This window comes from Marinomonas sp. ef1 (assembly GCF_002806845.1).
In the GTDB taxonomy this organism is placed as follows: domain Bacteria; phylum Pseudomonadota; class Gammaproteobacteria; order Pseudomonadales; family Marinomonadaceae; genus Marinomonas; species Marinomonas polaris.
Map to the genome: position 1 here is coordinate 1 of NZ_NHTT01000008.1, position 14,348 is coordinate 14,348.

The following is a 14,348-nucleotide window of genomic DNA, read 5'->3' on the forward strand; positions in this document are numbered from 1 at the left end:
GCCGAAATAGTAATCTTTTAGTGCTGGAAACGGCGTGGTCGAAGGCGAGACTGTAACAACGGCATCGGCATCATTGCTGGCTGCGGGAGCGCCATAGAGATAATCACCTTGAATGGGAACGTCAAAACTGCCTTTTGGGGCATAGCGAGTTTGATTAGGAACATCATCGTAAAAGGAAAGCGTCAGAGTTTCAGGTAAAAAGTCTTCAACCTGAAACCAGTAAGTATCAACATAGTCATTGTTAATGCTGACTTCAAGACGCCATTTTCCTGTTGGCGCGTTGCCGTCTAACTGGAAGCTGGTTTGATAAAGGTTGGTGCTGTCAGGCTGCCAAGTGAACTGTTTTTTACGTTCGCCACGAGCATCATAAAGCGTGGCTTGTAATGGCAAATTTGCGACTTTTTGGCCGTCATAATCGCGTAGAAATAAATTAATCGACACCTCTTCACCAGGACGATAAAGATCTCGTGGGCCGTACATAAACATCTGATAATTGCGATGTAGACTTGGCACATTCGGATAAGCGGATAAATCTAATTCACCTTCATCTAATTTTAAAAAGGTAATGCTATCGCCATGGCGAGCAAGTACTACTTTTGGCAAGTCGTTTGTCGACAGTTGATAGCTGCCATCTAGACCACTTGTAGCAGCTTGTTCGCGAGCCGCTTGTTTATCTGTTTTTGGCCATAAAAAGCGCAAGTTGACATTGGGCATGGGCTTGGCTGTGGTAATGGAATGGCTATAAATCACTAACGAATCTTTGTATTTTCTAGCGTGTAAACCTATGTCTGTAATGGTGAATACCGCCGTATCGTAGGCGTAGTCATAATCTCCCGGCTTACGGATAATAGCGACATAAATACCTGGTGAATTCTTTTCTAAGACAGGATCTAGATTTAAATTGTAGGTCTTACGTTGGTTGGCTTTTGCATCATTTTCATAACGAGCAGTGTGAACCAGATCTGCGTATTTTTTTAACCGATTGAGGCTGTAGTAATCATTCATTCCTTGCAAAGAGGTTTCGTCAATAAAGCGGTCTAAAGTGTCATCGCGAACACGAAATACATCTAAATCGACCGATTTTTGATTGATAACGGTAACAGGAATGCCGTTTTGAATATTGCCGACTAAGAAACTACCTTTGCCTGAAAAATTGGCGCCGGGAATGATTTCACGAGTTTTTACCGTGCGTTCAAAGTTATGAATATTACCTTCGCTGTCTTTTTCAGAGAGCGTTTTACCATCGACCGACTTAGGTTTAGTTTGCACTTTGACGGTGTATTCGGTACTAGGCTCAACAAATGGCAGTACCCATTGTCGGCCATTATTTTGAGGAATCCAGATATTACCAGTGGTGGGATTGGGTGCCACAGAAATGGATTTGCTTAGGTCGCTTTGAGGATCAATCGAATCGGTAAAGCGAATAACCAATGCGGGAGCGTTGTCTTGAGTGGTCTCGCTGACATCAGAGATATAAAAATCCGCTGCGTGGAGCGTGCTGGAAAGAAGCAACAAACTCATCCAAATGAGATGAAGACCTGATAGAACTGACCGCATGACAAGCATCCCTTTTGCGTTTATATGAAGTGGATTCTATTAGCTCATACTATGGGTTACAAGGTGAAATAGATGACGGCTTATCACATGAAAGAAGGGCGGGTATTAAAGTAGATAAAAAAACGCCCTTGCGGGCGTTATAGAAACTCACAAATATTGAATAGGTTCGCTTACGCCGCACCCACCGTAATGGCTTCAATACGGTTTTCTTCCACAGCGTGACACGCAATCATGTGGCCTTTTTCTTGTTCTGCTTGATCGTCTAATCTCAGCAATGGTGTTTCACTTTTGCAGCGCTCGTTGGCATAGCTGCAACGTCCGTGGAAAGCACAGCCGGATGGTGGATTCAGTGGTGAAGGTAGCTCACCTTGCAGCTTAATACGAACACGACGTTTATCCGGTGAAAGCTGCGGCGTACTGGATAATAGAGCCAAGGTATAAGGGTGTTTAGGATTCTCGAACAGTTGCTCGCGAGTCCCTTGTTCAACCACTTTGCCTAAGTACATCACCATCACGTCGTCGGCTATGTGTTCCACCACAGACAAATCGTGAGAGATGAACACGTAGCTCAAACCAAACTCTTCCTGCAAATCCATCATCAAGTTCAATACTTGCGCCTGCACCGACACATCCAGCGCTGACACAGGTTCGTCGGCAACAATGACATTTGGGTCGAGCATCAAGCCACGAGCGATGGCGATACGCTGACGTTGACCACCGGAAAACATATGCGGATACCGGTCGTAATGTTCGGCTTTTAAGCCTACTTTCGCCATGATAGCGAGAGCTTTTTCTTTACGTTCTGTTTTGGAAAGCTTGGTATTAATCACCAAAGGCTCTTCCAAAATAGCGCCGATCTTCTTGCGAGGATTCAGTGATCCATAAGGATTTTGGAAGATGATCTGAATCTTCTGGCGCAGCTTCGCTTGAGCGTCAGAACTCAATGTTAGTAAGTCTTCACCTAGGTGAGCCAAGCTACCACCCGTCGGTGTTTCAATCATAGTTAGCATGCGACCAAGGGTGGATTTACCACAACCGGATTCGCCTACTACCGCAAGGGTTTTGCCTTTTTCAAGATTGAAACTAATACCATCGACGGCTTTCACGACGGCGTCAGGTTTAAACAAACCTTGCTTGACGTGGTAATGCTGTTTTAGGTTTTCGGCTTTCAAAATTAATTGGCTATCGGATTGGTTCATGCGGCTGGTCTCCCTTCGCGGTCCAATGGCGTATGGCATTTTACTTGGCGATTAAGGTCGCCTTGGTTCGCAGGTTCAACCTCACGACAATGATCTGTCGCATAAGGGCAGCGCGGGCTTAGCAAACAACCCAGAGGGCGATCGTATTGACCCGGAACCACACCTGGTAAAGCTTTAAGACGCGCTTTACCAGAGGCTGACTCAGGCAAAGAAGCGAGCAAGGCTTGAGTGTATGGATGTCTTGGTGTGCTAAAAACTTCTGACGCTGGACCAGATTCGACTATTTGACCCGCATACATAACGATAACGCGATGAGCGACTTCGGCGACTAAGGCTAAATCGTGAGTGATCAGCACCAAGCCCATTTGTTTCTTGCGTTGTAACTCGATCAATAGATCAATGATCTGTGCTTGAATGGTCACATCTAGAGCGGTTGTCGGCTCGTCTGCGATCAATAGGCGCGGATCACAGGCAATCGACATAGCAATCATCACTCGCTGGCTCATACCGCCTGAAAGCTGATGAGGATAGTTTTCTAAACGAGATTCTGGTGCCGGTATGCCTACTTGCGTTAATAACTCAATAGCGCGCGCTTTTAGTTCTTTCTTGCTGCCGCCTTGATGTGTCTTTAACGCTTCAATGATCTGGTAACCCACAGTGAAACATGGGTTAAGGCTGGTCATCGGATCTTGGAAGATCATCGCAATGTCGGAGCCAGTTAGCTTACGACGTTGCTTTTCTGGCATGGCTTGCAGATCTTGACCATCGAAGGTCAACTGATCTGCGCTGACTTTTCCAGGGAAGTCGATCAAGCCCATGATAGACAATGAACTTACACTCTTTCCTGAGCCAGATTCCCCAACGATGCCGAGAACTTCCCCTTCTTCGACCTTGTAACTAATGTTATCTACGGCGCGAAAACTGCCGAAGGTAACGCTTAAATTTTCCAACTGTAACAGTGACATAACAACCTCTCTTACTGTTTCAACTTGGGATCAAGGGCATCACGCAAGCCATCACCCATGAGGTTAAACGCCAGTACTGTGATCAAAATCATCAAACCGGGGAAAGTAACCACCCACCAAGCGCGCTGAACAAACTGCAACGCATCGGCTAACATCGAACCCCATTCTGGGGTTGGTGGTTGTGCGCCAAGGCCAAGAAAGCCAAGGGCTGCCATATCTAGGATGGCGCTGGAGAAGCCTAACGTTGCTTGCACGATTAACGGTGCTAAACAGTTTGGCAAAATGCAGACAAACATCAAACGCAGCGGACTAGCGCCGATGACACGAGATGAGGTGACATAATCGCGAGACATTTCTGCCATGGTTGCTGCACGGGTTAAGCGTACATAATGTGGCAGCGAGACAATGGAAATCGCCAACGCCGCATTCACAATGCTTGGCCCTAAAATCGCTACGATCGCAATCGCCAACAATAAGCTTGGCATTGCCAACATGATATCGACGATACGCATGATGGCTGTGTCTATCATGCCTCTGAAATAACCTGCTACTAGACCAAGTAGAATGCCCATTATCAAAGACGCAGTTACCGCCACAAGGCCAACGGCAATAGAAAGACGTGAACCATAAATCAAGCGAGACAAGATATCTCGGCCCACATCGTCCGTACCCAAAACAAAAGACCAGTTACCGCCGTCTAACCAAGCGGGTGGCAATAACAGCGCATCACGATATTGGTCAGATGGGGAATGCGGCGCAACAAAGTTAGCAAATACCGCCATGAAGCAAATGATCGCAATAACGATCAAACCTGCCACCGCGCCTTTGTTGCTACTGAAATAATGCCAAAACTCTTGGAATGGCGTCATTGGCACAGGTGCGGTCAATGGAATGTCTGTCGTGGACGTTTTTGTAGATGTTGTCATAAACGCCTCCTTATCGGCTGTGTCGAATTCGTGGGTTAACAATGCCGTAAGTGATATCTACCAAGAGATTCACGACAATGATGATACAAGCGACAATCAAAATACCGCCTTGTACAACGGGGTAATCACGGCGTCCGATAGACTCGATTAACCATTTACCAATGCCCGGCCAAGCAAATACGGTTTCGGTTAGAATCGCACCAGATAACAAAATACCCACCTGCAAACCAATTACGGTAATCACTGGGATCAAGGCGTTACGTAACGCATGAATCACGATGACTCGCCAAGGAGCGATGCCTTTCGCTCGAGCGGTACGAATGTAATCTTCGCTCAATACTTCTAACATAGAAGAACGTGTCATACGGGCGATAACCGCCATAGGAATGGTGCCGAGAACGATACTTGGCAGGATCAGATGCGAAACGGCAGAAGAAAACGCGCCTTCTTCACCTGATAATAATGAATCAATTAACATGAAGCCGGTAACGTCGTCTATCCAATACACCACGTCGATCCGTCCGGATACCGGCGTCCAACCCAGGTTAACGGAAAATACCAACATCAATAACAGCGCCCACCAGAATATGGGCATTGAATAACCGGTGAGAGAAAACGTCATCACCGAATGATCAATCACAGTTCCCCGTTTAACCGCGGCAAAAATGCCCGCAGGCAAACCAATCAGAATCGCAAAAATAGCGGCACAAAATGCTAACTCAATGGTAGCTGGAAAAAGCGTTAGGAATTCTTTCATTACCGGTTCTCTGGTAATGAGGGAGTTGCCTAAATCACCTTGTAAAACGCCAGTGACATAGTGGTAATACTGAACATATAACGGCTGATCAAAGCCTAGTTGAGCACTTAATTCGGCGTGGCGTTCTGCACTCACTCCGCGTTCGCCGGCCATGACTTCAATTGGATCACCGGGGATTAAGCGAATAAGGGTAAAAGTCAGCAAGGTAATCCCGAGAAAGGTCGGAATGACGAGGCTTAAGCGACGGAAAATAAATTGGAACATAAAGGACTGGCTCTCTTGGGATGTTATGCGATCGAGCAATCTGCTCGGTCAGCAAAACACTTACTCACGTCCCAGCGAGTAAGTGTTTTGTTGTCCAAAGGACATATTTCTAAACGTTGGTTATTTGCTGACGTTGTAGAAGTAGTGACCGCCAAGTGGGTCAATTTTGTAGCCTTTAACTTCTTTACGAATTGGCTCGTAAACCACTGAATGAGCGATAGTGATCCATGGAGCTTCACGTTTGAAAACAACTTGAGACTCTTCGTACAACTTAGTACGTTCTGCTTTATCCGAAGTTTGTTTCGCTTTTAGAAGTAAGTTGTTGAACTCTTCGTTACACCACTGTGCACGGTTAGCACCACCAACAGCATCACAACCTAACAATACATATAGGAAGTTATCTGGGTCACCATTATCACCAGTCCAACCTAGCAACACGGTATCGTGCTCACCTTTCTTAGAACGGTTTAAGTATTCACCCCATTCGTAAGAAACGATTTCTGCTTTCACACCGATTTTGGACCAGTCTTCTTGCATGATTTCAGCCATACGACGCGCATTTGGGTTATATGGACGTTGTACCGGCATTGCCCAGATATTGGTTGAGAAACCATCTGGATAACCCGCTTCAGCAAGTAATTTTTTCGCTTTTACTGGATCGTATGGGTAATCAACAACGTTTTTGTTGTAAGACCACATAGTTGGTGGAATTGGGTTTTTAGCGACTTTACCAGCGCCTTGGAAAACAGCATCGATGATCGCGCTCTTGTCAGTAGCTAAGCTTAGTGCTTGGCGAACACGAGGATCAGTGAATGGTTTTTTCTGCGTGTTAAATGCCAAATAACCAACGTTCAAGCCTTCTTGGCTCATTAGGTTGATATTTGGATCCGCTTCCATTTGCTTAAGATCAGCTGGGTTTGGATACGGCATAACATCACATTCGCCCGCTTTCAATTTAGCGTAACGAACAGAAGCGTCTGGTGTGATAGAGAAAACAAGACGATCGATTTTTGCTTTACCTTGCCAGTAGTCTTTAAACGCTGTGTAGCGGATCAAAGAATCTTTTTGATACTGAACTTTTTGGAAAGGACCAGTAGCAACTGGATCAATGTCCAATTTTTCTGGTGTGCCGGCTTTCATGTAAGCGTCGGCTTGTTCTTTAGAGAAAATAGACGCAAAGTCCATTGCAAGGTTAGCAATGAAAGGCGCTTCTGGTTTCGTCAAAATGAATTTCACTGTGTAGTCGTCGACTTTCACCATCTCTTTAATCAAGGTATCCATGCCCATACCAGTGAAGTATTCGTAAGAGCCGCCTGACACACTGTGGTAAGGATTTTCTTTGTTGCCTTGACGGTCAAAAGTAAAGATTACGTCGTCGGCATTAAAATCACGTGTTGGTGTGAAGTCTTTAGAAGTGTGAAATTTCACGCCTTTACGCAAATGGAAAGTGTATTCAAGGCCATCGCTTGATACATCATAGCTTGTTGCTAAGCCTGGTTCAGTTTCTGTCGTACCCAATTTGAATTCGACTAAACGGTTGAACATGTTTTTCGATGTCGCATCGAAAGTAGTACCAGCAGTATAAAATGCCGGGTTAAAGCCCTCAGGGCTACCTTCTGAACAATAAACCAGTGTTGTTGCAGCGTGAGCGGAAGTGCTGATTGCTCCAGCGGCCATGAGTGCAAGCGTCAGTTTTGCTAACCCTTTTTTCATTGTAACTCTCCATTAGCATAATTATATTCGTGTCGAACACGTGGGAAGTCGAATCAAGGTATTCGTTACTTTTGTGATTATCTTGGCAGGGTTAAGAGCCATCTTTGTCGTTCGAGTCTTTTACAGTTTTAAAACAAACCCCATCCAAACTCCTAGTTCGAATGGGGTTGCTCTGCCTCGTCCCTGAGCCCCCTTTAGCTATAAATGATGAGCCTGAATAAACAGAAGCATCAAAAACAGCGTCTCTGAAGATTACTCAAGCCAATTTAAATAACCAATCGAAATAACGATATGGCCTATGCGTGTAATGAATACAGAATCTCTATAACGAAGGGGAAGCCTTGAGCACAAAGGTTTTGCAGGAAAAAACATAAGTAAGGAATGTGAAAGAAAAAGGACAATTTTTTATAAAAAAGTTTAAAAAGGAGATGAGACATGAGGTTGCCAACTAGTTTGTTGGCCTTTAGGAAGACCGTTTAATGCTCCATCACCGAAACATTAAACGACCTAAAACACTAAAATTAGGCTTTTTTATCGAGCGCTTTCACTAGAACAGAGGTGTCTTGACGACCACGACCTTCTGCTATTAGTGCTTGGTAATCCTGATCAACGGCCTGGGTTAATGGAAGCTTGATGCCCATTTTTTCAGCTTGAGCAAGACACAGACCTAAATCCTTATGCATCCATTCAATGGCGAAACCAAAGTCAAACTCGTTTTTAGCCATGGTTTCACCGCGATTCTCTAACTGCCAAGAACCCGCTGCGCCATGTTTTAGCGTATCTACAAGCGTTGCAATGTCTAAGCCCGCTGTCTGGGCGAAACGAATACCTTCAGACAAACCAGACAATACGCCACCAATAAGAATCTGATTGACCATTTTTGCGATCTGACCATTACCTACCGGACCCATTAAGCTGGTAGCTTTGGCATAACAATCGAGTACAGGTTGGGCTTTATCCAAGTCGCTTTGCGAACCACCGATCATTACGGTTAATACGCCATTTACTGCACCCGCTTGGCCACCAGAAACGGGAGCATCCATGAAGTAGAAACCACGTTCTTGAGCGGCTTGATGAAGCTCTTTTGCCACTTCTGCCGAAGCGGTCGTGTGATCAATAAAAAGCGTGCCGGCTTTTGCTTGTTGGAATGCGCCGTCTTGTCCTAAATATACGGCGCGTAAATCGTCGTCATTACCCACGCAGGTTAATACAATGTCGGCGTCTTGCGCAGCAAGAGCAGGAGTCGTCGCAAAGGTGCCAGTGTATTCTTCACACCAGTTTTGAGCTTTTTGAGTAGATCGATTGAAAACCACAACTGCATGACCCGCTTTACTCACATGACCAGCCATTGGGTAACCCATAGTTCCGAGTCCGATGAAGCTTACTTTCATTGCTTTTCTCCTTACTACGTTTGTTCGAGATATGGATCTGATAGACAAATTTAATAAACAGATCATACGGATTTGCTTAGCAATTACGAGGTACAAAAAACAAGGAAATGGAGCATACAGAAGCGGATTATTGCTATTTGGGTAGCATTTCAGGCGGTGTTTTGATAAAGGGCGCTCACTCACTCTTCCTGTGGATAACTTTGTGCAAGAAAATTTGAGTGAGCGATTATTTCGTAAAAAAGCGAGTATGAACAAAGAATCGTGCATATTTTATACGATTTCCATTCTTTCCTTTTGCGCTTATAGATCTTCCCTTCTTTGTCAATAGCTATAAACGACTTAATCTGATTAAGTCCTCTTAATAATATTATCTAGTTGCGATTGGTTCGTTTTTATAGAAATTGCCTCATTTATTGAAATTTATTAAAAAATCAATATAAAACAAATGCTTAATCTCATATTTTCATTTTTATCAAAGAATATATCGAGTTTGCTAATTGCTCATTTGCTTGCGTGTCTAAGTGCACGCCATCAACGTCGCTTGGCTGTAAGACCCCAGCAGCATTGAGAAAAATACATTGGTTGCGAATGGCGATATCTTGGTAGTACTGATGAAAATGTTGTGATTTTTCAATGGCACCGTCAAAACTTTCGGCCATAGAGCCCGTTGGGGATAAAATATTTGGCGGAGCGATCACTACAAGGGTTGGGACTGGGAAATCGTGAGTATTTGGTATTCTTGACTTCTCGATCAGTTTTTCCACACCTTTTGCTGCTTCATATGCTCCAATATGGAAGTGTCGCTTCAAATCATTAGTGCCCAACATCAATATTAAAATATCGACAGGGCCAAAGGTTTCTAATGCCGCTTGAAGGTACGCTAGGCCATTTCTACCTTCTAAGAAGGGATCATTCCAGATCGTCGTTCTGCCTGGCAATCCAAAGTTAATCACTTGATGTTGTTGGCCTAATAAGTCGTTTAGCATGGTTGGCCAGCGTAGGTGTTTTGGGTAACGTCCTCCGTTAGGTACTCGGCCCCAAGTAAGAGAATCTCCGTAGCATAAAATAGTCGCCATGATGTGCTCCTTGCATTCGTTATGAGTCATTAGATAGTGTAGTAAATAAGCGGCATTTGATCATAAAATAATAACGAGTGTTGAAGAGGCCATCATGAAAGTAACACCTGCTATTTTTTCTTCTAAAGACGACATCTACTCGGCATTATCTCGCCTGAAAAATGTGGCTCAGCAAAACCCCTTACCATCAGCTGAAGAGCGTCGACAATGTCTTACTCGTTTGCAAGCGGCGTTAATGGATCATGAAACCTCTTTATTAGACGCCTTGCAGAAAGATTTTGGACAGCGCGCTCATGAAGAATCTAGGTTACTTGAGCTTGTTCCTTTGCTTGGTGAAATAAAGCACGCGAAACGTCATCTTGTTAAATGGATGAAACCTTCAAAGCGCAAAGTCCACATCAGTACCTTGCCAGCTAGCGCTCAGGTGTTCTATCAGCCAAAAGGTGTGGTAGGTGTCATCTCACCTTGGAACTATCCCGTGTTGCTGTCTCTGGGGCCTTTGGTGGGCGCATTGACTGCTGGGAATCGTGTGATGATGAAACTATCGGAGTTTTGTCCTCAAACTAATCAGGTGCTACGCGACATAGTGACTCACGCTTTGGGGGAGGATTGGGTGGAAGTGGTTGAAGGTGAGGCAGAGATAGCCAACGAGTTTAGTCTGTTGCCATTCGATCATCTCTTGTTTACTGGTTCGACGTCCGTGGGGCACATTATTATGCGCAACGCCGCCGAGCATTTAACGCCTATTACTTTGGAGCTAGGCGGTAAATCTCCTTTACTGGTCGCTCCGTCGGCGGATTTACGTGATACGGCTAAGAAGCTAGTGTTTGGAAAAGTGCTCAATGCAGGACAAACCTGTGTCGCACCAGATTACGTTATGTGCCATTCCGACCAAAAGCAGACCTTAATCGATTATATAAAGCAGGAACTTGCGGATTATTATCCAGAAGGTGTGTTGAGCCCTGATTACACGAGTTTAATTAACGTCCGCCAATTAGATCGCCTAAAAGGCTATTTAGAGCAAGCACGAGCTGCTGGGGTCCAATGTGACAACTTGATGCCGCAAGGGCCAGAGGAAAGCGACGGTAAGCTGGCGTTGTATGCGCTGCATCAACCAAACGATGCATTGAGCGTGATGCAGGATGAGATTTTCGGGCCTTTGTTACCGATTCTCACCTATGCTGATATGTCAGAGGCCTTGTCTTACATTCAGCAACGACCTCGTCCTTTATCTATGTATTTGTTTACGCAACAAAATGAAGATCAAAGGCGCTGCGAGGAAAATATCACCAGTGGCAGTTTGGTAATCAACCACACTTTGGTTCAGGTGGCACAAGCGGACTTGCCGTTTGGTGGTATTGGCGCATCGGGAATGGGCGCTTATCACGCTGAAGAAGGCTTTCGCACCTTTTCTCATAGCAAGTCGGTATTACACAAACGTGGGCCGAATGTTCTTGCCTTGCTGCGTCCACCGTATCGGCGTCGTATTCATCGGTTAGTCGCAAAATTTTTGACATTCCTGTAAACGTAAAAAATCCCACACTAACTAATTAGCGTGGGATTTGTCGTTCTACTGTATTTTATGTATCTATTTCAAGGCATTGAGTCGATTGGCAATGGCATCGATCTCTTGGCTCATGCGGCTAAGATGACTTGAATCGCTGGCGTTGCTGCCAGTGAGTTCTTGTAATCGAGACACAAATTGACTCAAATCATGAGATACTTTTTGCTGTTCTCCAGCCGCCACCGAAATTTGTGTCGCCTGATCGGTGATTTGAGAGAAGGCGCTAACGACTTGCTGCAAGTGGCTAGCCGTTGACTCTGCTGTTGCTACTGCACGTATGGTTTCGCTATGGCCCAGTTCCATAGAGCTGACAGATTCTTTCGACGCGATTTGTAGACGCCCTAGGACTTGTTCAATTTCCACGGCAGAGCTCTCACTCTTAGCCGCAAGGTTACGTACTTCATCTGCAACCACTGCAAAGCCTCGACCTGTTTCCCCTGCCCGAGCGGCCTCAATGGCAGCATTTAGTGCCAAGAGGTTAGTTTGCTCGGCAATGGCTCGAATAACGCCCAACATGCCGTTCGCACGGCGGCTATCTTCGTCTAACTGAAGAATGTTGGCTTGTGCTTGCGTCATAGCGCTGGTAAGAGAGCGCATTGTTTCGATAACGGCATTCATTTCATTACCGCTGTTGCGTACGTCTTTGTGGATGCGCTCAACAGTTTCTCTGGTTTCATTGGCGTACATGGCAACATCATGAGAGGTCGCGCCCAGCTCTTCTGTCGCTGCCGCCAATGTGGTGTTTTCATCACTTAGGCTGTTGGCTTTATTTAAAAAGTCATTGCTAAATGTGCTTAAGCGACCAGCATCTTTCACCAGGTTGGCAGATTCAATATGAATCTGTTCTAGTAATTTTTTCAGCTTATCGCCATAGGCATTAACTGCCTGACGTAAATCGCCTAGCTCATTTAATTTGCCGACTTCAAGTTCTTGGGTGCTGCCGCCATCGGCCAGCTCTTGAATTTGCTGAGTAGTTTGGTTGATCTGACCAAGCAAGCTGCGGAAGTAAGAAATGGCAATGATGCTAACGACGACTAATAAAGCACCAATGACAATCATCAGGAACAAGCCCATGCTTTGAGCGATTTCTGTCATGCGTGCTTTAGGAACGACTAAGCCGATTGTCCAGCCTGTTTGTGGGTGCTTAAAAAGATCGACGTAGGCCGCTCCATTTAATATGTCATCATGATCTAGCGCGATTACTTGCTGCGAGCCACTGATTTTATCTAATGCTGACTTTAACCAAGGTAACTGATTGCCAAGCTCAGCCGCAGTCAACATACTGCCATCGTTTTTGACTAAATTGGCTTTGCCTTTAGGGAAACTCAGCATTTGCCCAGCTTGATCAATGGCAAATACATAGCCTTGGTTTTCGGCGCCGTATTGTTCAAGGGTGTTGGTGATGCCATCTAGCATCATATCCACCGTGGTTACACCCGTGAACGTATTTTTTTCTTTCATTGGAATGGTACAGGTCACCATTGGAATCTTGGTGATTGGATCAATGTAAGCCTCAGACCAAGCACAGCGATTAACGGGAGACGTTTTACCAACGGTATACCAGCCTTCATTTTGATAACCAGAGCCTGCAGGGTCATTATAATCGTCCAGATAGCTCATCTTAGAACCATCGCGCCCCCAGAAAAAACTACGACGCTGCGTTCCTTGAGTAAAAGCAGAAGGTTCTGGCCAGATACCACCACCGGCGATACTTTTGTCGTCATGGTTATTAATAATATTAGGGAAGACTTTTTTAAACAGCGCTTCGTCTTTTGGGAGTTCGGTACTAGCTAAAGCCAGAGTGCTGGTCAGTAGTTGGATTTTTTCTAGTTTGGCACTGAGTAATTCACTCAATCCTTTTTGATTAACGGAAATTTGTTGTTGGCGTTCTGCGGTTAAGTCGGGTTTTACTTTCGTTTCTATAACAATATAAATACTGGCGAGAGCGAGCAATAGAATGACCACTAAACCAATATTAATCTGTTGTCGGATTCTAATGGGTGACTTCATAACAACCTCAATCTTTGCGATGTGGGTGGGTACCTAAGACAATAGTCTTATATAAAGACCGAGGGCAAGCTCATTTTTTACACAATTCATACAAAGGTGCTTTTATTTTAACCTCGTTATTGTTAATACAATATTTCAACACCCTGATAACTTAGCGCGCTGAGTAAAGAAGAAGACGGTTTTTGGTCGGTAATCACACAATCATAATCGCTCATTTTTCCCCATAAACAGCGGGATTCAGTATCAAATTTTGTGCTGTCGATAACCAAAACTCGATAATGGCAATGTTCAACCAAGGCTTCTCGCGCCATAACTTCGTCATCGGTAAAATCAAATAAATGGCCTTGTTTGTTGGCTGCTGCGACAGAAAAAATACCGATGTCCGCTCGGTAGCGCTGAAAAAAACGCATGGCGTCTCCACCTATGACATCTTGATCGCGCATTCTTACTCGACCACCCGATATGGTGAGCTCGCAGTCAGGGTGTTCACATAAATTGCGTGCGGCATGAAGATTGGTTGTCATCACTTGTAAGCCTTGGAAGAGCGAAAGCTGGTTGGCAACTTCAGCCACGGTTGAACCACTGCCAAGAAAGATTGATTGATAGTCCGCCAACTTGCTCACACAAAGGTCGGCAATGTGCTTTTTTCCGGCCGCATGGCGGATTCGTCTTTGATCAAAACTAATGTTCTCTCGATGAGGAAAAGGGATCACTTCACCATGGCTGCGTAATACCAAGCCTTTTTCGGCTAATAACCGAATATCCGATCGAACGGTTTGCACCGAAACCGAAAATTCGTCGGCGACGGCCTGTAATGTTTGGCGTCCTTGTTTATTCACCCATTGCACGATGTCATAGTGCCTTTTGTTCATAGTGATTCAGTCCTTTTTATGAGGCTTTTTAAGTGAAGATCGTCGAAACGAAAG

At 45.0% G+C, this 14,348-nt stretch carries 11 protein-coding genes; 1 reads left to right on the forward strand and 10 read right to left on the reverse strand.

What is annotated here, in order from left to right; genetic code table 11:
* The 8 genes from CCS02_RS12435 to CCS02_RS12470 all read right to left on the reverse strand — a co-directional run.
* Positions 1–1,557 (reverse strand): MG2 domain-containing protein (locus CCS02_RS12435; RefSeq protein WP_198515373.1); only part of this gene is annotated, 1,557 nt, incomplete at its 3' end.
* A gap of 170 nt (positions 1,558–1,727) precedes the next feature.
* Positions 1,728–2,756 (reverse strand): peptide ABC transporter ATP-binding protein, encoded by a 1,029-nt coding sequence (locus CCS02_RS12440; protein WP_100636717.1) that lies wholly within the window; start codon positions 2,754–2,756, stop codon positions 1,728–1,730.
* Positions 2,753–3,721 carry a dipeptide ABC transporter ATP-binding protein gene (gene dppD, locus CCS02_RS12445; RefSeq protein WP_100636718.1) on the reverse strand — a complete coding sequence of 323 codons (969 nt, stop codon included), beginning with the start codon at positions 3,719–3,721 and terminating at the stop codon, positions 2,753–2,755. The genes CCS02_RS12440 and dppD overlap by 4 nt, the downstream gene beginning before the upstream one ends.
* An 11-nt stretch (positions 3,722–3,732) precedes the next feature.
* A complete protein-coding gene (gene dppC, locus CCS02_RS12450) occupies positions 3,733–4,647 on the reverse strand; it encodes a dipeptide ABC transporter permease DppC (RefSeq protein WP_072838648.1) in 915 nt (304 codons plus the stop codon).
* 10 nt (positions 4,648–4,657) lie between these two features.
* Positions 4,658–5,668, reverse strand: a complete 1,011-nt coding sequence (locus tag CCS02_RS12455; RefSeq protein WP_072838647.1) for an ABC transporter permease subunit — start codon at positions 5,666–5,668, stop codon at positions 4,658–4,660.
* Between the two features lie 120 nt (positions 5,669–5,788).
* Complete coding sequence (locus CCS02_RS12460) at positions 5,789–7,381, reverse strand: ABC transporter substrate-binding protein (protein WP_072838646.1); 1,593 nt, start codon at positions 7,379–7,381, stop codon at positions 5,789–5,791.
* A gap of 521 nt (positions 7,382–7,902) precedes the next feature.
* Positions 7,903–8,772: an NAD(P)-dependent oxidoreductase gene (locus tag CCS02_RS12465; RefSeq protein ID WP_100636719.1), complete on the reverse strand. Its 870-nt coding sequence runs from the start codon at positions 8,770–8,772 to the stop codon at positions 7,903–7,905.
* Between the two features lie 455 nt (positions 8,773–9,227).
* Entirely contained in the window at positions 9,228–9,848 is a 621-nt protein-coding gene (locus CCS02_RS12470) for an SGNH/GDSL hydrolase family protein (RefSeq protein WP_100636720.1), read from the reverse strand.
* A 94-nt stretch (positions 9,849–9,942) separates the two neighbouring features.
* Between CCS02_RS12470 and CCS02_RS12475 the strand changes: the two genes are divergently transcribed.
* On the forward strand, positions 9,943–11,373 hold the full coding sequence (locus tag CCS02_RS12475) for a coniferyl aldehyde dehydrogenase (RefSeq protein ID WP_100636721.1): 1,431 nt from the start codon (positions 9,943–9,945) through the stop codon (positions 11,371–11,373).
* Between the two features lie 63 nt (positions 11,374–11,436).
* Here CCS02_RS12475 and CCS02_RS12480 read toward each other — a convergent pair whose 3' ends face one another.
* Both CCS02_RS12480 and CCS02_RS12485 read right to left on the reverse strand, forming a co-directional pair.
* On the reverse strand, positions 11,437–13,422 hold the full coding sequence (locus CCS02_RS12480; RefSeq protein ID WP_100636722.1) for a methyl-accepting chemotaxis protein: 1,986 nt from the start codon (positions 13,420–13,422) through the stop codon (positions 11,437–11,439).
* 122 nt (positions 13,423–13,544) lie between these two features.
* Positions 13,545–14,294 (reverse strand): DeoR/GlpR family DNA-binding transcription regulator, encoded by a 750-nt coding sequence (locus tag CCS02_RS12485; RefSeq protein WP_100636723.1) that lies wholly within the window; start codon positions 14,292–14,294, stop codon positions 13,545–13,547.
* Between the last annotated feature and the right edge of the window lie 54 nt (positions 14,295–14,348).